This window comes from Acetobacter fallax, assembly GCF_011516735.1.
Lineage (GTDB): Bacteria > Pseudomonadota > Alphaproteobacteria > Acetobacterales > Acetobacteraceae > Acetobacter > Acetobacter fallax.
This window is the reverse complement of record NZ_WOSX01000019.1, coordinates 15,717-34,015: the sequence shown is the minus strand read 5'-3', so window position 1 is coordinate 34,015 and position 18,299 is coordinate 15,717. Positions and strand designations below refer to the sequence as shown.

Here is an 18,299-nt window from a genome sequence, read left to right as displayed (position 1 = left end):
TCATCGGCCTGGATGTTCAGGAGCAGGGCGTCACAGGTCCAGGCGCCGCACGTTATTGCGGATTATTCTGGAATGAGCGGCATCTGTGCGACCAGCAGGTCCCCCTGGAGCGCCCGGTTCACTCGTCGGAAAATGCGTTACGCGATTTGAAGCCGTAGATGCGCTTGTTCAGGGGTCCTTAACTGTCGGGAGCCATCCGCTTTCTACAGGCCGGGTTTTATAAATTTTCCACGCTTCGTGATGTTGTTATGCCAGAGGTTGTGAAGACTGACCTGTCGATGAGAGTATCCGGGCTCAGCCCGGACCCGGCAGGGACCGCAGGCCCCTGCACCCCGATTGATTAATAATAAAATGGTTTCCAAAGGTCTGCGACCTTTGGTGGGTTCCAGGGCAAAGCCCTGCCCCACCCGGTCGCACACAGGTCAAAGGCCAGATCCTCTGGTATTACGTTAGCCGGAAATGACGTTGAAAAAATCAGGTGATTTAGCCAGCCAGAGCCGGACGGTGAGTTTATCTTCCAGTGTGACGACTTCAGTGATTTCCAGGCCCGCCGTGGTGAGCCAGAAGCGCATTCGCTCGTCGGGAAAACCGAGCCAGGCATGGGCATCTTTCTCTCTGAGGTCACGCCGGTCGTGGACGGCGAAATCGACAATCAGCAGCAGACCACCGGGGGCGAGGACGCGGGCGGCCTCGGTGATCGCAGCTCCCGGATGCTGCGCGTAGTGCAGGACCTGATGCATGATGGCGGTGTCGATGCTGCCGGCGGAGACGGGCAGTGCGTAGAGATCGCCCTGACGGAGTTCGATACGGGGCATGCCGTCCAGTTTGCTTCGGGCAAGGCGCAGCATGGCGGGGCTGCGATCGATGCCTGTGGCATTGTCAGCGGTCGGGCCGAGAAGTTCGATCATACGGCCTGTGCCGGTGCCGATATCGAGCAGGCGACCGATGGGGCGGCCAGGCGGATTCTGTGACAGCAGGCGCAGGATTGCGGTTTCGACTTCCTGTTCTGCAACATGCAGGGAGCGGATGGCATCCCACTCGGCGGCATGGTTTTCAAAGTAATCCCCGGCTTCTGTCGCGCGCACTGAGCGGACGGCGACCAGGCGGGCGCGATCGGCCTCCATTTCGGGGTCTGGCGTGGTCTGCCAGCTTTCCATGGCCAGCAGGACAGGTTCGACGATGTGGGTTTCACCGAGTGTGAGAAAGACCCAGTTTCCCTCCTTGCGGCGCGCGATCAGCAGGGCCTGCGTCATGATTTTGAGGTGACGGGAAACACGGGGCTGGCTCTGGCCCAGGACCTGCGCGAGTTCCCCAACGGAGAGTTCCATACGGTGCAGAAGGGCAAGGATGCGCAGGCGTGTCGGATCTGCGAGGGCCTGGAAAATGGAGAGTGCAGTCGTCATTTCCAATTCTATATAATAATATCTTTATGTAAGCAAATAATTTGACAGCGTTGCCAGTCTGGCCGTATGGCCGGAACTGTCATGGTTCTCCGGCATTGCGATGATATGCCGGAGCTAAGAGGGAAGCCGGTGTGAGACCGGCGCTGCCCCCGCAACTGTCAGCGACGAGCCGCGAGCCAGTACGTCACTGGGCATTACGCCCGGGAAGACGGCTCACCGGTGAGGACCCGTGAGCCAGGAGACCTGCCAGGACACATCAAATCCTCCGGCGGGGTGTCCCGGGCGGGTCGTTCGTCTCCGGCTGCGCTGCTTCTGGCATCGTGGCTATGCGCCCGGCTGCCCACAGCTTTCCTGTCGCTAACATTGGAGAACCTTCATGGGTGCTTTCAGGAGCGTGAGTGTTGCCACTCTCGGCTTTCCGCGCATTGGTCCGCGTCGTGAACTGAAGACGGCGCTTGAGACATACTGGTCAGGTGCGAGTGAACTGACGACGCTGCTTGGCACGGCGGCCGGGCTGCGGGAGAGCACCTGGCTGTGCCAGCGCGATCTGGGTGCGGATATTGTGCCGTCCGGCGATTTTTCATTTTATGATCATGTGCTTGACACCAGCGTGATGGTTGGCGCTGTCCCGGCGCGTTATGACTGGAACGGCGGCGCGGTCGATCACGCGACGTATTTCGCCATGGCTCGCGGCGCGCCGGGGGTGACTGCGGGTGAAATGACGAAATGGTTCGACACGAACTATCATTATCTCGTTCCTGAATTCACTCCCGATCAGTATTTCACCCTCGCCGGCACGAAAGCGCTGGATGAATATCAGGAAGCGAAGCGACTGGGAATCGACACGCGGCCTGTTCTGCTCGGGCCGGTGACCTTTCTCCTGCTTGGCAAGATGAGTCATGGCGGCGGTGACCCGCTGGCGCTGCTTCCGCGACTATTGCCTGTGTATGCTGAGATTTTATCCCGGTTTGCCGCGATGGGCGTGTCCTGGGTGCAGATGGATGAACCGGCGCTCGTGCTGGATCTCTCCGATGCGGCCCGTGCGGCGTTTGCGGAGGCTTACACATATCTGACGCAGGCTGTACCGGCTGTGCAACTGATGCTCACGACGTATTTCGGGGCGCTGGCGGACAATCTCGCCACGGCGCTGGCGTTGCCGGTGCACGGGCTGCATGTCGATCTGGTCCGGGCGCCGGAGCAGCTTGCTCAGGTTCTGGAAGGAGCACGTCCGGATCTGGTTCTTTCACTTGGCGTGATTGACGGACGCAATGTCTGGCGGGCCGATCTGAGTAAGCTTCTGGATCATCTGGAGCCTGTCTCCCTTGCGCGTCGCGAGATCGTGCTGGCCCCGTCCTGCTCGCTGCTGCATGTGCCGGTTGATCTGGAACGTGAGACGGCCCTGGATCCTGATGTCGCAAGCTGGCTGGCTTTTGCTGTGCAGAAGGTGACGGAACTCAAAGTTCTGGCTGTGGCGCTTACGGACGGTCGTGATGCTGTCCGGGGTGCGCTGGAAGCTTCTGACCGGGCTGCGGCGTCACGCCAGGTGCATGAGAAAATTCATGATCAGACGGTCAGGGCACGTGTCGCGGGCATGAACCAGACGCAGGCCCGTCGGTCTTCTTCATTTGAAACGCGGCGTGTTCAGCAGCATGAGTCTCTGAATCTTCCGCCTTTTCCGACCACTACGATCGGGTCTTTTCCGCAGACCCCGGAAGTGCGCAGAGCACGCGCCGGTCATGCCCGGGGCACATTGTCAGATGCTGGCTACACGGAGTTTCTGCGGGAAGAAACGGCCCGGACGGTGCGCTGGCAGGAAGAGGCCGGGCTGGATGTACTGGTGCATGGCGAATTCGAGCGCAATGACATGGTGCAGTATTTCGGTGAGCAGCTCTCAGGTTTTGCATTCACAAAATATGGCTGGGTGCAGTCTTACGGCTCTCGTTGTGTGCGGCCACCGATCATTTTCGGCGATGTTTCGCGTCCGGTGCCGATGACGGTGGAATGGTGGCAGTATGCTCAGTCGCTGACGAAGCGTCCGATGAAAGGCATGCTGACAGGGCCGGTGACGATCCTGAACTGGTCCTTCGTGCGCGATGACCAGCCACGCAGCGAAACCTGTTTTCAGATTGCTTTCGCGATTCGCGACGAAGTTCTCGATCTGGAGAAGGCCGGCGCGGCCATGATCCAGATTGATGAGGCTGCGCTGCGTGAAGGGCTGCCGCTGCGTCGTGCCGGCTGGGGGCGATATCTGCAGTGGGCCGTTGAGGCGTTCCGCATTGCGTCTTCGGGAGTCGCGGATGTGACGCAGATTCATACGCATATGTGCTACTCGGAGTTCAACGACATCATTGCGGCGATCGGCGCAATGGATGCTGATGTCATTTCCATTGAGACGGCGCGCTCGAAAATGGAACTTCTCGATGCCTTCGCAGGATATGCTTATCCGGCGGAGATCGGGCCGGGTGTTTATGACATCCATTCGCCGCGCACGCCGGCCGTCGGCGAAATGGTGACGCTTCTGGAAGCGGCACGGACGCGTCTGAAAGACGACCAGATCTGGGTTAATCCGGATTGCGGGCTCAAGACGCGGAAATGGGACGAAGTTGAACCGGCGATTGCGAACATGGTTGCCGCGGCCCGCGCATTGCGTGGCTGAAGAGGCACTTTAACCCGCGTTCTGTCCGTGATGACCGTCAGGTGTCACGGACAGAAGACCAGAACCAGTAGTATTGCCCATGGCATTGAGGGATGATTACGATGTTATCTGAAACGTTCCGCACAAGTCCTGTCAGTTCGTCTGGTGTGGACGTCTCATTTGAATTCTTTCCGCCAAAAACGGACAGGGCGGCGGAGGCTCTTTTTCAGAGTGCTGACAATCTGGCCCGGTTTCGGCCGCGCTTTTTGTCGATGACTTACGGCGCGGGCGGGACGACGCGGGATCGGAGCATTGAGGCCGCGGCAACGCTGGTCCGACGCACGGATGTGCCGGTTGCGGGGCATCTGACATGTGTGGGTGCCTCGAAACAGGACGTTGATTCTGTTGCAAAAGAATACTGGAACTCCGGCATTCGCAGCATTGTGGCGCTCCGTGGTGATCCGGCGGTTCCGGGAACACCGTTCGAGGCGCACCCGGAGGGATATCGGAGTGCCGTGGAGCTGGTGACAGGGCTGAAGGCTGTTGCGCCCTTCGATATTTCGGTTGCGGCTTATCCTGAGGTGCATCCTGAAGCGCTCAGTGCGCAGAGTGATCTGGACAATCTGAAGGCGAAGATTGATGCCGGAGCGGACCGGGCTATCACACAGTTTTTCTTTGACCCTGATGCTTTCCTGCATTTTCGGGACCGCGCAGTGGCGCAGGGGATCACGGCGGAGATTGTACCAGGGATTCTGCCTGTGACCGGCGTTGCTCAGGCGTATAAATTCGCGACGATGTGCGGTGCGCATGTTCCTGAGCGGATCAGGGCGCTTTTTGACGGGCTGGATGAGCAGCCGGAGACGCGGGGGCTGGTGACGACGGCGTTTGCGGCGATGATGTGTCGCACGTTACGGGAGCATGGGGTTCGGGCATTTCATTTCTATACGCTGAACCGCTCGGCACAAAGTGCTGCGCTCTGTCGGCTGCTGGGGTGTGAGCAGGAGACAATGGTTTCAGAGCAGAGCCCTGAAACCAGCCTTACACAGTAACGATCTCATCTGAGTCCGAAGGTTTTCATTTTACGATAGAGCGTTGCGCGGCCGATCCCGAGGATGCGAACGGTCGCGCTGGTATTTCCCTGTAACAGGACAAGAGCGCATCAGATTGATGCTGAACAGGACAAAATTTTTCATGATGCCCGGTTGCGGTCGGGCTGCCGGCAGGAAGAACAGGCGCCCCGGAAGCTACCAGAGATAGACGAACTTACCGTAATACGCGTTGCTTTCCGGGATATTGCGTCCTTCGACGGAGTGGGAATAGCGCGCCGTGAAGGAGAGGTTTTTCGCGATGTTGAACATGATGCCGACGCCGAGAGCGACTTCCCGGCTGCCGGAGTTATCGACGTACTGACTGATGGTCCGGTCGTAGGTTCCTTTGACGTTCTGCCAGTCAAAGGCGAAGAACGGTTCGATGAGTTTCGTGGCTTTCCAGCTGAAACGCAGATTGGTGACGAAGATGACGCCGGGTGAATAGGTGTGCTCTCCCTGTTTGTGTTTTTCGACACCCGCGATTGCGCCGGCATCACCGTCGAAGCTGAAATGCTCCCACTCGTAATCGAAGATAAATGTTGAGATATTCGCCCAGTATCCGGTGGAGAGGGCGTCTCTTGTTCCGGATGGAGTCTGCACGAAGGTCTGGATTCCGAAAGTGCTGTGTTTGTTCGGCTTGAACCAGGCGGCAGGGCCAATGATGGTGGCGCCGAGGCCGCCGAAATTTTTTCCGTTCGCCAGTGTGAAGCTTTCCGCCTGGAGGACTTCGAAGGCGAAACCGACATGCGGGATGGCGTCGAAACTGCGGAAATGAACGTATTTTGACAGGCCTGACCAGGTGTGGCTGCCGCCTCCCGGATTTCGGTTTCCGAGACTATTGTAGGAATTATCGGCAACATTACCGTTTCCATACTGGACGAATACGTTGAAGGGTTTGAAATCGACTGGCAGGTCGTATTCGTGCGGCCCTATGATTGCGAGATTGATGTCGGCGGCTCGGGTCGCTGTTGTGCTGAGGAGCGCAACGACACCGGTCGCAGCGAGAGTCTGTATGGCGCGCAGCCATTCCGGCCTTTCTGTCAGGCACATGGGTTGCTTCCCGTGGAAAGCAGCAGACAATCCGATGAAAAACTGCCTGCTGGTTATTATTGTTATTGGGCCGCAGTATTCTGCGTACCATCGAGTGTGTAGGCGATGATGTAGTCACCGCTTCTTGTTTCAAGACCGCCGTGACCGCCGGCTGCAATAACGACATATTGTTTGCCACCAGTCTCGTAGGACATCGGTGTGGCCTGACCGCCTGCGGGGAGACGGTCGCTCCACAGAACCCTGCCCGTGGCGAGGTCGAAGGCCCGCAGGTAATCGTCGGCGGTTGCGCCCATGAACACCACGCCACCTTTGGTCACGATGTTGCCGCCGATATTATACATGCCGGTAGGCAGCGGAATGTTGTTGTGGGTCCGGAAAGGTCCGTTATCGCGTGTCGTGCCGACCGGGTGCTGCCAGATAATTTTCTTCGTGACGAGGTCGATCGCCGTCAGCGTGCCCCAGACAGGGCCTTTGCAGGGGATCTGCAGCGGGTTCAGCCATGGGCTGGTCAGAGCGATATAAGGCGTGCCGTAATTCGGGGAAATGGACAGGGCGTCGCCCTTTGCATCAGGTTTTTCGCCCTGGCCGTCCCATTTCGGCAGTGTTCCGGAGGCTTCATAGGGGCCGCGTTTGTCGAGTTTAATGCGGAACGGGATATAGCTTGCGTTCGCCAGCATGATTTTGCGCTGCGGGTCGATGGTGATGCCCTGCCAGTCAACAATACCGTAGAAGGCCGGATAGACGATCGTCGTCTGGCCGACATGTGGTGGTGTGAACTGACCCTCATAAGCGGACTGACGATACTCGATGCGGCAGATCATCTGATCGAGTAGCGTCGCGCCCCACATGTCGCTTTCCTTCAGATCGGGAGGCGTCAGGCTGGGCATTGCTGTGGGGTAAGGCTGGGTCGGGGAGACGCGATCGTCCGGCGCGTGACCCGCTGTCGGGACGGGGCGCTCTTCGACGGGATAGCCGGGGACGGGCTGGCCGGTACGACGGTCGAGGACGAAAAATTCGCCGCGTTTGGTGCTCTGGACGAGCGACGGAATCATTGCGCCGTCAGGACCGGGAAGGTCGACCATGGAGGGGCCGGACGGGATGTCCATGTCCCACAGATCGTGATGGACCGTCTGGTAGGTCCAGCGGCGTTCACCCGTGACGATATCCAGAGCGATGGTTGCCGATGAGGTGGCGTCGTCGAACGGACGGCGTGTGCCGCCCCAGTTGTCGGGCGTGGCATTGCCTGTCGGGATATAGACCAGTCCGAGGTTGAGGTCGGCGGTATAGACGCCCCAGCCATTCGGTGTGTTGCGGGTCAGGACATCATCGGGTCCTGGCTTCCAGGTTTCCGGATCGTGGCCTGCATCCCAGGCCCAGGCGAGTTCTCCGGTCGTGGCATCGAAGCCGCGAATGGCGCCGGAGGGTTCGAAATTGGCCTGGTTGTCGAAGATCCAGCCGCCGGTGATCAGGCGGTTTTGCGCGACCATTGGCGGTGAAGTGACGAAGTGGAAACCATGAGGCACATGACCGAGATATTGCCGGAGGGAGATGTAGCCATGGTCTCCGAAATCGTCACAGGGCTGACCGGTTTCGGCGTTGAGGGCGACCATGCGGACGTCGGCGACCGGCGAGTAGATGCGAGTACGGCAGCTTGTCCGGATCTCATCCGGGATTTTGTAATAGGTGACGCCGCGGCAGGAGAGATAGACGTTCTTTGCCTGGTCTGCAGCATCAGGCCGGGGATCGAACTTCCACCTGACCTTGCCGGTCGCGGCATCGAGAGCCATCACCCAGCTATGGGGTGTGCACATATAGAGCGTGTTGTCGACTTTGATGGGTGTGACTTCAAGGTTGAATTCGTGGCCCTGATCCGGGCCGGCGGCTCCGCCTTCGTCCACCCGTCTGACGTCTCCGGTGCGTGTGACCCAGGCACGCTTCAGATGGCTGATATTGGCGCGGGTAATCTGGTTCAGCGGTGAATAACGATCGCCGCCGACGGTGCGGCCGTAGGCGGCCCAGTCACCGTCGGGGATGCTGTCCGGGGTCGGGTCGGGCTGGCCCTGAGCAGTCATGCGATCATCGGGGACGGTGCCGTCGATGGAGTAGGACGTGAAGCAGCTGATGAGCAGGGCGAGACAGGAAACGGCGAGTGCGCCGAGCACTTCACGCTTGTCGGTGAGCCAGCGCTGGCCGGAGCGCCAGACCCACGGGAGGAGGAGCCAGACTCCGAAGCCGATCAGGGTCAGCAGGCGGACTTCGAGGCCCCAGATGTTGAAGCCTGTTTCAAACAAGGCCCATAGCGTTGCCACCACGAGCAGGCTTGCATAGAGCCGTGTGGCCAGTTCCGGCTTTTTAAAGCCGCTGACCGCGGCGCCCAGCATGACGCCGCCGGCCAGAATGTAGAACCATGAACCGCCCAGAAAGAGGAGCTGCCCCCCGCCAAAAATCAGAAAAAGCCCTGTCAGGCCGAGCAGAACCGAGGTTGCTGCTGACCATAACCTCCCACTGTTTTCTTGCATGCCGTCTTACTCTCTTATTGTTTTTATTGGCCGCTCGGTGCGTAAGGCAGGTTACGTTCTGATATCCGGGGGCCAGCGCATGTGCTCAGCCCGAAGAAACGAGCGTGCGTCATGCTTCGCCGGTACTGCCTCACACATCTGTGTTCAGCCACGGCGAAACTGTCTCATAAGCGCGACAGTCCGGATGGTTCCGGCCCTGTTCGCATTACGTGCCAGGGCTTTCTCAGGCGTTGCCCGTGATGACCACAAAAAGCTCGCTGATCTCCGGAGATCAGCTTGTTTTATCAACAGATCAGGTGAAGGGGTCTGCAGTCCCTACCGGGTTCAGGCAGAGCCCGGATTCTGCTAACCCTTTGAAAAATCACAGATCAACACGTAACAACAACAAGGCCTAACGAAACCCTGGTTTTGCTCTGCTCGCGGGCAGGAGCGGCGATATCGCCGTGGACGCCATTGCATTTCTGCTGAGAAAAGACACGGTCGGAAGCGTGGAGGAATCACCGTCTCCGGCGCGGCGCTTTTCCGGAGAAGGTCCGTGACCAGGTTCGCGCCACCAGATTGATGAGCCCTGACTGGTTCTGAAAACAAAAAACGCGGCCCGAAGGCCGCGTTTCTGTCTGTTCTGAAGCTTTTGAAAGCGATCAGACGGAGTAGTACATTTCGAACTCGACCGGGTGCGGCGTGTGTTCGAAGCGGTACACATCCTGCCATTTGATGGCGATGTAGCTCTCGATCTGGTCCTTCGTGAACACGTTGCCTGCGAGCAGGAACTCGTGATCGGCCTGGAGGGAATCCAGCGCTTCACGCAGCGAACCAGCCACAGTCGGGATCTGCTTCAGCTCTTCCGGCGGCAGGTCGTAGAGATCCTTGTCCATGGCGTCGCCTGGGTGGATCTTGTTCTTGATGCCGTCGAGGCCGGCCATCAGCATGGCGGCGAAAGCGAGGTAGGGATTTGCTGTCGGGTCCGGGAAGCGGACTTCAACGCGCTTGGCTTTCGGGCTCGTCGCATACGGAATGCGGCAGGAGGCTGATCGGTTGCGGGCGGAGTAAGCCAGCAGCACAGGGGCTTCGAATCCCGGAATCAGGCGCTTGTAGGAGTTGGTCGACGGATTGGTGAAGGCGTTCAGCGCCTTCGCATGCTTGATGATGCCGCCGATGTAATACAGCGCCGTGTCGGACAGGTCGGCATAACCGTTACCGGCGAAGGTTGGCTTGCCGGCTTTCCAGATCGACTGGTGAACGTGCATGCCCGAACCGTTATCGCCATAGATCGGCTTCGGCATGAATGTTGCGGTCTTACCATAAGACACCGCGACGTTGTGGATACAGTATTTGTAGATCTGCATGAAGTCGGCTGAGCGAACCAGCGTGTCGAACTTCGTGCCGAGTTCGTGCTGTGACTGTGCGACTTCATGGTGATGCTTTTCGATCGGCAGGCCCATCTCACCCATGGTGGTGAGCATTTCGGCGCGCAGATCGCTCTCGCTGTCGACCGGGGCGCAGGGGAAGTATCCGCCTTTGACGCCCGGACGGTGACCGAGATTGCCTTCGGGGTATTCCTTCAGGGAAGCGCCGGGGCCTTCGATGCTGTCGAGCTGGTATTTGCCGTAGTTCGGGCCGGTGCCGAACTGGACATTGTCGAAGATGAAGAATTCGGCTTCAGGGCCGAAGAACGCGGTGTCACCGAGACCGGTGGACTGGAGGTATTTCTCAGCGAGTTTGGCGGTCGAGCGCGGGTCACGGTTGTAGAACTGTCCGGTGGCCGGGTCGATGATGTCGCAGATCAGGATGAGCTGCGGCTTGGCCGAGAACGGGTCCATGACAGCGGTTGCGGGATCAGGGAGCAGAACCATGTCGCTCTCGTTGATCGCTTTCCAGCCTGCGATGGACGAGCCGTCGAACATGAAGCCTTCGGTGAAGGTGTCGTCTTCGATGGTCGTGATATACTGGGTGGTGTGATGCCATGTGCCACGTGGATCGGTGAAGCGCAGATCCACCAGCTCGACGGAGTTTTCCTTGATAAGGTCGAAGACCCTGGCAACCGCAACAGCCGACGCGCTGGTCGACCCGGATTCTTTCTTCGCCATAATGCCCTTACCTGCCTTTTAGACGCCGCCGCGCGGCTCTCATGTTTTCAATATCACCGATCGGGAAATGAGTTTTCCGCTGTGACATTGATCCTGAACTTTTTTGTCCCATGTTGTCCGGCTTCGCAAGTCTGTGACGCTGCGTAGTTTTCGGGCAAATGGCTCAGATTGCATCTCCTCCGCGCTCTCCGGTTCTGATCCGGATGGCGTCTTCCACAGGAAGAACGAAGATCTTGCCATCACCGATACGCCCGGTACGGGCCGCGTTCGTGATTGCCTCGACCGCGCGTTCCGCGAGTTCATCGGCGCAGACGACTTCAATTTTCATCTTGGGAAGGAAATCGACGATATATTCCGCGCCACGATAGAGCTCGGTATGGCCTTTCTGGCGCCCGAATCCTTTCGCTTCGATCACGGTGATGCCCTGCAGGCCGAGCTCGTGGAGCGCGTCCTTCACTTCATCAAGCTTGAACGGCTTTATGATGGCCTCGATCTTTTTCATTCCGCGTCGTCACACTACCATGTTGGCACAGCGCACTCCGGAGGCGCCTCCGGAGGTCTTACAGGAACCACGTTTCACAAGGAAGAACACGGCCACCATCTGACTGTCCTCAGGTTTGCACGGGCGGGCTCCCGGGGCAATCGGGTTGAGAGCGAAATAATTTTTCACCGGGTGCCGGCTCCTGCCGAACATGAGGACGATTGACGGGCGGGCTGAGCCGGAGCTTATCCTCCCGCTGTTTTTCGTCCTCCCCTGTCCGGTCCCGGTTACCACCCCGGATCTGGTCGGGGAGGCGCCAACGGGATGCCGACCGGAGACGCCGTGAAACCGCTCAACCATCAGATTGCCAGTCAGCCGACGACGATCTTTACGGTCATGTCTGCTCTTGCCGCTCAGCATGGCGCCATCAATCTCGGGCAGGGGTTTCCTGATACGGAGGGACCGGCGCATCTGACGGAAACGGCGGCGGCGGCTCTGCATGACGGACGGAACCAGTATGCGCCTCTGACAGGTCTTCCTGAGTTACGGGAGGCGGTGGCGCGGTCCAATGCGCGATTTTATGGTCTTGATGTCGACCCGGCGACGGAGGTTGTCGTGACCTCCGGCGCGACTGAGGCGCTGGCGGTTTCACTGGCGGCTCTGCTCAATCCGGGTGACGAGGTCGTGGTGATTGAACCGGCCTATGACACCTATCTTCCCGTGATCCGGCTTCTGGGGGCGATTCCGAAACTGGTCCGGCTGACGCCGCCGGAGTGGTCGGTGCCGCGTGATGCTCTTGCGGCGGCGTTCGGGCCGAAGACGAAGGCGATTCTGCTGAACTCCCCGATGAATCCGACCGGCAAGGTGTTTACGTCGGAGGAACTGGGGTTTGTGGCCGGATTGCTGCAACAGCACGATGCCTATGCGATCTGTGATGAGGTGTATGAGCATCTCACCTTCGGCGTGCCGCATGTGCCGCTGATGACGTTGCCCGGGATGCGTGATCGTTGTCTGCGGATTGGCAGCGCGGGGAAGAGTTTCTCGCTGACGGGCTGGAAAGTCGGCTATGTCACCGCCCCAGCCCGGCTGGCGGCTGTTGTGGCGAAAGCGCATCAGAATCTGGTGTTTGCGACGGCGCCGAATCTGCAGCGCGCGGTGGCTGTCGGGCTGGATCAGGACACCGCGTATTTCACCACGCTGGCGCAGGACATGACGTTGCGGCGCGATATTCTGGCCGCAGGGTTGCGGGAGATCGGATTCGGGGTGCTGCCCTGTGACGGGACATATTTTCTGACTGCCGACATTCGCACGCTGGGATCGGTTGTGCGGAATGGCGAGGATGATCAGGCCTGGTGCAGACGGATGACGGCGGAGGCGGGCGTGGCGCTGATTCCGGTGTCTGCTTTTTACGATCCCTCGGGCGGCGAGGCACCGGGATATCTGGTGCGTTTTGCCTTCTGCAAGCAGCCCCTGGTTCTTGAGCAGGCTCTGACGCGGTTCCGGGATCGGGTGGAGCGGGGCTGAAAGCAGTCGGGCAGTTATTAACAGTATCAAAGCTGTTGACGGGCGATGCGGCATTGTCTAATCACGGGACCGCTGTGTGGCGGACGTAGCTCAGCTGGTTAGAGCGCCGGTTTGTGGTACCGGAGGTCGCGGGTTCGAGCCCCGTCTTCCGCCCCAGCATGTATTTTCCCAAAGAAATCAGCCGGTTATCCTGAGGTCTCCGTCAGGCTTCTGTGATGCTGCGTTATACGCTCACCGTTACACATCTTATGATGGAGCGGAAACAGGTGCATCAGTTTGTCCTGAGGCGACGGTGTTATTCAGTTCAGGTGAGTATTCCCTGGAGCCGCTGGACAGATTCCGGAAAGGCCCCTGGGTCATCCAATGGACTGTGCAGAGAAATCGTCCCCTCCCCTGGCACCAGAGATCACCGTGAGGCCATCCAGCGCCGTGATGCAGCAATCGCAGCCATCCGCCAAAGCCTCAATGCGGCTTTCAGGAAGCGCCGACCCGCTCCACAGCAACAGCAGCGGATCAGCAGAAGGGAGCATTGGGGCCTTTTCCGGATCGCTGGCAGCGAGAGCAGAAGGGCCGCTTAACGCCCCTTCTGCACACCTTCAAAGCTCAGAGGTGTCCGGAAGGGATGCAACGGGGTTTCGTGAATGGCTCATCCACAGCAAGGGACTGCACGCCAAAAAGTATTGACCCGCCTCTCATGCCTCCGGTCCTTCCGGGACTGGTCTGCTGACTCCGGCTTCTCATCAGATACAGGCGGTCGTTCCGGGCAAACCTTTGAAGCCGTTACGTAAGTGTGTTGGCCTGATGAATTAATAATAGAGTAAAGCGGATGGGGCGCATTGTCCGGCACCGAAAATCGTCTACGAAAGGAGACGATTTTCGATCATTCTGGCCTGTGATGTGCGGGCTGGCGTGCCTGGAACGCCTCTGGAGAGAAGTCTGTTCAGCTGACATGACGCATGAGAGCCAAAAATCTGATGTTGCTCCGGTCGTTTCTGACGGCACGCCTCCCTCTTTGCCGCTTCAGACGGTTGCATGGCGGGTGACGCCGCCAGTCGGAAAAAGCTGGGTCACGGATGATAATCCCGAGCGGTATCGCGCCCTGGGCTATAAAATTGTGCCGCTTGTTCCGGAGACTGAAGCCTGTGAAGCGATTTCTTCGGCGGTGGAAACCGAACACCGGGCTGGCGCGGAACAGCATGCTGACGACCTGATTGCACTGGCGCGGATCATCGGCCGGCTGAAAATCATCATTGAGAATGACTACGACTACGACAACAGGAAGATCCTGGAGGATCTGATGAAATGGGGCTTTGTTGAGCCGCATGCCGGATCGCCATTGCTGCCGACGGCGGAGGGCCGGCGCCTGGACAACATTCTGGAGCTGGAGTGGCTACGGACCAGAGCGCGCCGGGGAATGCGGTAGGGCTCACTGAGCCGGCGGGGAACCTGCGGGCTTTGTCAGATGTTTGAGCCACACACCATGCAACGATCACTGAGCGAACGATCACTGAGCGACAGGGCGGGACGATATGCGTCTGGATGATGAAAGAGAAAGCAGCAACATCGAGGACCGGCGCGGGTCTGGTGGAGGGCGGGTCCGCATCGGGATTGGCGGTGTGATCCTCGTTCTCGGGGCGTTGTATTTCGGGGTCGATCCTCAGGTGGTGCTGAATCTGCTCAATAATGCTCCGACGTCGGGAAGTTCCGCGCCGGTTGTGGCGCAGGCCCCTTCCGCCGGTGATGATGCAGGCAAAATTTTTATCTCCCGGATTCTGGCATCCACCGAGGATGTATGGACCTCTTACTTTCAGCAGATGGGGCGGACGTATCATGATCCGCATCTGGTGCTGTTTACGGGGGGTGTGCAATCAGCCTGTGGTTTTGCTCAGACATCGGTCGGACCATTTTACTGTCCGTCTGATCGCAAGGTTTATCTGGATCTGGCGTTCTTTAAGGAATTGCGGGACCGGCTTGGCGCTGGCGGCGACTTCGCGCAGGCCTATGTGGTGGCGCATGAAGTGGGCCACCATGTTCAGAATGAACTGGGAACCATGGAGCAGGTAGATGCGAAACGGCGTGCTGGCCTGACGGGAGACGGGGCTTCCGGGCTGTCTGTACGGACGGAGTTGCAGGCAGACTGTTTTGCTGGCGTGTGGGCGAAACGGGCTGATGAAGCGAAGAAAATTTTGCAGACGGGCGACGTGGAACAGGGCCTGAACGCGGCCGCGGCTGTGGGGGACGACAGGCTGCAGAAAGAAACCCAGGGTTATGTGGTTCCGGATAGCTTTACGCATGGAACATCGGCGCAACGGGTGGGGTGGTTCAGACGCGGGCTGGAGTCCGGGGATGTGAAGCAGTGCGATACATTTGGAGCGCCGTCGCTCTGAAGGTGGACTTTATCCGCGTTTGGTCACGTCTTCGTTGCTGTGCTGTCATTTCATTAAGCACTGTCGCCCGCGCTCTGTTGTTTTTGATGGATTTCCGGGCTGAAGCCTGAGTTTTTCCTGTTCTTGTGCCGTGACGCTCTATAAGCGTCCGCTTTTTCAGACACAGGCGGATCGCGGTTCATGTCTTCGTCCCCGGGCGCCCTGCCCGCTTCTTCCGGTTCGCTGCTCTCGCAGTTACGTATTTTTGCCCTGGCCTCGCTGGGCGGGGCGCTGGAATTCTATGATTTCGTCATCTTTGCCTTTCTGGCGAAAGTGATTGCGGCGCAGTTTTTCCCGGCGAGCCAGGCTGAATGGTTGCGGCAGGCTGAAACATTCGGGCTGTTTGGCGCAGGGTATCTGGCACGGCCCCTGGGTGGCCTGGTAATGGCGCATTATGGTGATGTGTCGGGCCGGAAGAAAGTTTTTACTTTCAGCGTATTGCTCATGGCGGTGCCGACGCTGCTGATGGGGCTTCTGCCGGGATATGACGTGCTTGGGGTCGGGGCGCCACTGACTTTGCTGGCTTTGCGGATGATGCAGGGAGCAGCAATTGGTGGTGAGGCCCCCGGCGGCTGGGTTTTCGTCTCAGAACATGCTCCGCCAGGACGAGCGGGATTTGCAACCGGGCTGCTGACCGGGGGGCTGACAGGCGGAATTCTGCTGGGGTCTGTTGTGATTCTGGTGCTGCATGCGGTGATGACTGTGGCGGCTGTTGCGGACTGGGGGTGGCGGATTCCGTTTCTTCTGGGGGGTGTATTTGGGCTCGGGGCGATGGTGTTGCGACGCTGGCTGGATGAAACGCCGGTATTTCGGGAGATGCACTCCCGGGCTGAAATTGCGGAGACATTACCGGTCGGGATTTTGCTGCGGCTGCATCGGCGGGCCGTGCTGTGTTCGATGGCGACGACCTGGACACTGACGGCGGCGATTGTCGTTCTGGTGCTGATGATGCCGCCATTGATGCAGACACTGCATCATGTGTCGGCAGAGGAAACAATGCGGGCCAGTCTTGTAGCCACATTCTGTCTGACCCTTTCTGTTGTTGGCGTCGGGGCACTGTCGGATGTGCTGTCGTTGCGCGGACTGGCGGTCCTGTGCGGGACATTGCTCGCGGGTGGAGCGTTTGCGCTGTACGGGCTGGCACCTTACTGGCCAGGAACGCTTGTGGGATGGGCGGCAGTAAGCGGGCTCTGTTCCGGATTTGTGGGGCTAGTTCCGGTGGGAATGTTACGGGCATTTCCGGCTGCGGTTCGGTTTTCGGGATTGTCCCTGTCTTACAATATCTCTTACGCAATTTTCGGAGGACTGACGCCGGCTGTGATTTCCGTGCTTGTGCCGCAGACGCCGCTGGCACCGGCAGTGTATGTGGCAGTGATAGCCGTTGTCGGAGTGGTGGGGATGTGGTTTTCACCGGAGGAATTGAAGGCTGGTTCATTTCTACATTCTTCCAGCGACTATCCCGATTGATCGAAGGGAAGAACGTCCGGCTGCGTTTCGCATCGGACAGGCAGGTTTCATCTGGTCCATGATGGGAAAATGACTTCAGTATAAAAGATTTTTTTACAGGCCGCAGACTGGCGAGCAGAATTCATTATGTTCTGAACACGAATAACGTGAAAGAAGGTGTGGGTCATGGAACGGGATTTCTGGCTTTCCCGCTGGCAGAACAATCGGATCGGCTTTCATGAGCCCACACCCAATGCGTTCCTGACGGCACATTTTTCTGCTCTGGATATCAGGCCGGGTGGACGGATTTTTCTTCCGCTCTGTGGCAAAAGCCGGGACGCTGCATGGCTTTGTGAGCAGGGCTTCACTGTCGTCGGGGTTGAACTGAGCCGGCTTGCGGTCACGCAGTTTTTTGCTGAATCCGGTCTGGTGCCGGAGATCAGTTCCACAGGATCGTTCGAACGGTTTGAAGCCGGTGGCGTGACACTGTTTGCAGGCGATATTTTTGATCTCGATCCGGAAACACTGGGAAGGGTGGATGCTGTTTATGATCGGGCAGCACTGGTGGCGCTGCCTGAAACGATGCGGCGTCGTTATGCTCCGCATCTGATTGCGCTGACGAAGGCAGCACCACAATTGCTCGTGACATTAGAATATGAGCAATCACATGCAGAAGGCCCGCCTTTTTCCGTTCCGGAGACGGAATTACTCGTTTTGTATGATAGCGCTTATCGACCGGAGTCTGTTGAGGTCCGGGATATTACCGGCGGCTTTAAAGGACGTTGTCCGGCCCGTGAGCGCGTATGGGTGATGCCTCGGCGCTGGCCAGGACCGGATTAATACCAGAGGGTCTGACCTTTGACCTGTGTAAGACTGGCAGGTGCAGGACGGCCGGGCTCTGCCCTGGAACCCGGCAAAGGCTCGCCTTTGCAAACCATTTTATGATCAGCAAACCGGGGTGCAGGGGCCTGTGGTCCCTGCCGGGTCCGGGCAGAGCCCGGATGCCCCGGCCACAGGTCAATCCTCCCAACCTCTGGTATAAGTCATTTCCGGCTTCCCATATCGGCCAGGATCTGTTTCGTCTTGGTTACCGGGATGGAGGCCGGCGACCATGCCCTGAGCATTATCGTCTGATCTGCGGTGCAACCGCTGTCTCGACGAAGACGACCCGCTTGCAGGGACAGTCACGACGCGGCATGCGCTCGGATATCCATTCCTCATGGGCACTGGAAAACCGCGGCCTTCGTTGACGAGCTGCGCCTGTCCGGCATGACAGCACCGATGATACCGGATGGCCCAATGACCGGGGAATGGTTCGCTGCTTATGCCCGCAAGATACGCGCTCCCACACTATCGGCGGAAGACGCCGTCATCCCGGATAATCTTCCGGCCCATAAGGGTGCTGCAGCGCAGGAAGCCATGGAGGCAGTCGGCACCCGACTGCTGTTTCTGCCGCCCTGTAGTCCCGACTTCAGCCTTGTCGAGAACATCTTCGCCAGGATGAAGGCAATGGAGCAGACGGGTGACGCCGCGAACCCTCGAGACGCTGCAGGATGCGGTGTGCGGTGTGCCTGCCGGAAGGTGGCGATCGTGTCGTGATCCGTTCGAAAGTCATCACTCAACGCACGCCCATCATCATT

General features: G+C 58.8%; 16 protein-coding genes, 1 tRNA gene and 1 riboswitch. Of the genes, 10 read left to right on the top strand and 7 right to left on the bottom strand.

Going from position 1 to position 18,299, the window contains the following annotated elements; translation table 11 throughout:
* Positions 1-449: 449 nt before the first annotated feature.
* Positions 450-1,403 carry an ArsR/SmtB family transcription factor gene (locus GOB85_RS10650; protein WP_173577471.1) on the bottom strand — a complete coding sequence of 318 codons (954 nt, stop codon included), beginning with the start codon at positions 1,401-1,403 and terminating at the stop codon, positions 450-452.
* Between the two features lie 65 nt (positions 1,404-1,468).
* Positions 1,469-1,668, top strand: a riboswitch (cobalamin riboswitch).
* 129 nt (positions 1,669-1,797) lie between these two features.
* Here GOB85_RS10650 and metE point away from each other — a divergent pair.
* Together metE and metF are read left to right on the top strand one after the other, a co-directional pair.
* Complete coding sequence (metE, locus tag GOB85_RS10645; protein ID WP_456304244.1) at positions 1,798-4,059, top strand: 5-methyltetrahydropteroyltriglutamate--homocysteine S-methyltransferase; 2,262 nt, start codon at positions 1,798-1,800, stop codon at positions 4,057-4,059.
* 101 nt (positions 4,060-4,160) lie between these two features.
* Positions 4,161-5,087 (top strand): methylenetetrahydrofolate reductase [NAD(P)H], encoded by a 927-nt coding sequence (gene metF, locus GOB85_RS10640; RefSeq protein WP_173577469.1) that lies wholly within the window; start codon positions 4,161-4,163, stop codon positions 5,085-5,087.
* A gap of 5 nt (positions 5,088-5,092) precedes the next feature.
* Here metF and GOB85_RS10635 read toward each other — a convergent pair whose 3' ends face one another.
* From GOB85_RS10635 to GOB85_RS10615, 5 genes are all read right to left on the bottom strand, one after another.
* On the bottom strand, positions 5,093-5,185 hold the full coding sequence (locus tag GOB85_RS10635; RefSeq protein ID WP_173577498.1) for a helix-turn-helix domain-containing protein: 93 nt from the start codon (positions 5,183-5,185) through the stop codon (positions 5,093-5,095).
* 97 nt (positions 5,186-5,282) lie between these two features.
* Positions 5,283-6,176 (bottom strand): transporter, encoded by an 894-nt coding sequence (locus GOB85_RS10630; RefSeq protein WP_173577468.1) that lies wholly within the window; start codon positions 6,174-6,176, stop codon positions 5,283-5,285.
* 62 nt (positions 6,177-6,238) lie between these two features.
* Entirely contained in the window at positions 6,239-8,695 is a 2,457-nt protein-coding gene (locus GOB85_RS10625) for a membrane-bound PQQ-dependent dehydrogenase, glucose/quinate/shikimate family (RefSeq protein ID WP_173577467.1), read from the bottom strand.
* Positions 8,696-9,336: 641 nt separating this feature from the next.
* Complete coding sequence (gene glnA / locus GOB85_RS10620; RefSeq protein WP_173577466.1) at positions 9,337-10,782, bottom strand: type I glutamate--ammonia ligase; 1,446 nt, start codon at positions 10,780-10,782, stop codon at positions 9,337-9,339.
* 163 nt (positions 10,783-10,945) lie between these two features.
* Positions 10,946-11,284, bottom strand: a complete 339-nt coding sequence (locus tag GOB85_RS10615; protein WP_173577465.1) for a P-II family nitrogen regulator — start codon at positions 11,282-11,284, stop codon at positions 10,946-10,948.
* Positions 11,285-11,587: 303 nt separating this feature from the next.
* Here GOB85_RS10615 and GOB85_RS10610 point away from each other — a divergent pair, with 303 nt between their 5' ends.
* Together GOB85_RS10610 and GOB85_RS10605 are read left to right on the top strand one after the other, a co-directional pair.
* Complete coding sequence (locus GOB85_RS10610) at positions 11,588-12,787, top strand: aminotransferase (RefSeq protein WP_173577464.1); 1,200 nt, start codon at positions 11,588-11,590, stop codon at positions 12,785-12,787.
* Between the two features lie 79 nt (positions 12,788-12,866).
* Positions 12,867-12,943 (top strand) — tRNA-His (locus GOB85_RS10605).
* A gap of 200 nt (positions 12,944-13,143) precedes the next feature.
* Here GOB85_RS10605 and GOB85_RS10600 read toward each other — a convergent pair.
* Positions 13,144-13,317: a hypothetical protein gene (locus tag GOB85_RS10600; RefSeq protein ID WP_173577463.1), complete on the bottom strand. Its 174-nt coding sequence runs from the start codon at positions 13,315-13,317 to the stop codon at positions 13,144-13,146.
* Between the two features lie 419 nt (positions 13,318-13,736).
* Between GOB85_RS10600 and GOB85_RS10595 the strand changes: the two genes are divergently transcribed.
* From GOB85_RS10595 to GOB85_RS10570, 6 genes are all read left to right on the top strand, one after another.
* Positions 13,737-14,210: a hypothetical protein gene (locus GOB85_RS10595; protein WP_173577462.1), complete on the top strand. Its 474-nt coding sequence runs from the start codon at positions 13,737-13,739 to the stop codon at positions 14,208-14,210.
* A gap of 106 nt (positions 14,211-14,316) precedes the next feature.
* The gene (ypfJ, locus tag GOB85_RS10590) at positions 14,317-15,174 is read left to right on the top strand and encodes a KPN_02809 family neutral zinc metallopeptidase (protein WP_173577461.1); all 858 of its coding nucleotides are present in this window, start codon (positions 14,317-14,319) and stop codon (positions 15,172-15,174) included.
* A gap of 180 nt (positions 15,175-15,354) precedes the next feature.
* Positions 15,355-16,680 carry an MFS transporter gene (locus tag GOB85_RS10585; RefSeq protein WP_173577460.1) on the top strand — a complete coding sequence of 442 codons (1,326 nt, stop codon included), beginning with the start codon at positions 15,355-15,357 and terminating at the stop codon, positions 16,678-16,680.
* Between the two features lie 165 nt (positions 16,681-16,845).
* Positions 16,846-17,499, top strand: a complete 654-nt coding sequence (gene tmpT, locus GOB85_RS10580) for a thiopurine S-methyltransferase (RefSeq protein WP_173577459.1) — start codon at positions 16,846-16,848, stop codon at positions 17,497-17,499.
* A 161-nt stretch (positions 17,500-17,660) separates the two neighbouring features.
* Positions 17,661-17,909 (top strand): hypothetical protein, encoded by a 249-nt coding sequence (locus GOB85_RS10575; RefSeq protein WP_173577447.1) that lies wholly within the window; start codon positions 17,661-17,663, stop codon positions 17,907-17,909.
* Positions 17,910-17,928: 19 nt separating this feature from the next.
* Positions 17,929-18,258 carry a transposase gene (locus GOB85_RS10570; RefSeq protein ID WP_242011446.1) on the top strand — a complete coding sequence of 110 codons (330 nt, stop codon included), beginning with the start codon at positions 17,929-17,931 and terminating at the stop codon, positions 18,256-18,258.
* Positions 18,259-18,299: the final 41 nt, after the last annotated feature.

What these genes read in the sequence shown, in the direction of transcription:
- GOB85_RS10650 (WP_173577471.1), bottom strand. Translation starts at nt 1,403, where the DNA reads ATGACGACTGCACTCTCCATTTTCCAGGCCCTCGCAGATCCGACACGC.
- metF (WP_173577469.1), top strand. Translation starts at nt 4,161, where the DNA reads ATGTTATCTGAAACGTTCCGCACAAGTCCTGTCAGTTCGTCTGGTGTG.
- GOB85_RS10630 (WP_173577468.1), bottom strand. Translation starts at nt 6,176, where the DNA reads ATGTGCCTGACAGAAAGGCCGGAATGGCTGCGCGCCATACAGACTCTC.
- GOB85_RS10625 (WP_173577467.1), bottom strand. Translation starts at nt 8,695, where the DNA reads ATGCAAGAAAACAGTGGGAGGTTATGGTCAGCAGCAACCTCGGTTCTG.
- glnA (WP_173577466.1), bottom strand. Translation starts at nt 10,782, where the DNA reads ATGGCGAAGAAAGAATCCGGGTCGACCAGCGCGTCGGCTGTTGCGGTT.
- GOB85_RS10615 (WP_173577465.1), bottom strand. Translation starts at nt 11,284, where the DNA reads ATGAAAAAGATCGAGGCCATCATAAAGCCGTTCAAGCTTGATGAAGTG.
- GOB85_RS10610 (WP_173577464.1), top strand. Translation starts at nt 11,588, where the DNA reads ATGCCGACCGGAGACGCCGTGAAACCGCTCAACCATCAGATTGCCAGT.
- GOB85_RS10600 (WP_173577463.1), bottom strand. Translation starts at nt 13,317, where the DNA reads ATGCTCCCTTCTGCTGATCCGCTGCTGTTGCTGTGGAGCGGGTCGGCG.
- GOB85_RS10595 (WP_173577462.1), top strand. Translation starts at nt 13,737, where the DNA reads ATGACGCATGAGAGCCAAAAATCTGATGTTGCTCCGGTCGTTTCTGAC.
- ypfJ (WP_173577461.1), top strand. Translation starts at nt 14,317, where the DNA reads ATGCGTCTGGATGATGAAAGAGAAAGCAGCAACATCGAGGACCGGCGC.
- GOB85_RS10585 (WP_173577460.1), top strand. Translation starts at nt 15,355, where the DNA reads ATGTCTTCGTCCCCGGGCGCCCTGCCCGCTTCTTCCGGTTCGCTGCTC.
- tmpT (WP_173577459.1), top strand. Translation starts at nt 16,846, where the DNA reads ATGGAACGGGATTTCTGGCTTTCCCGCTGGCAGAACAATCGGATCGGC.
- GOB85_RS10575 (WP_173577447.1), top strand. Translation starts at nt 17,661, where the DNA reads ATGCCCCGGCCACAGGTCAATCCTCCCAACCTCTGGTATAAGTCATTT.
- GOB85_RS10570 (WP_242011446.1), top strand. Translation starts at nt 17,929, where the DNA reads ATGACAGCACCGATGATACCGGATGGCCCAATGACCGGGGAATGGTTC.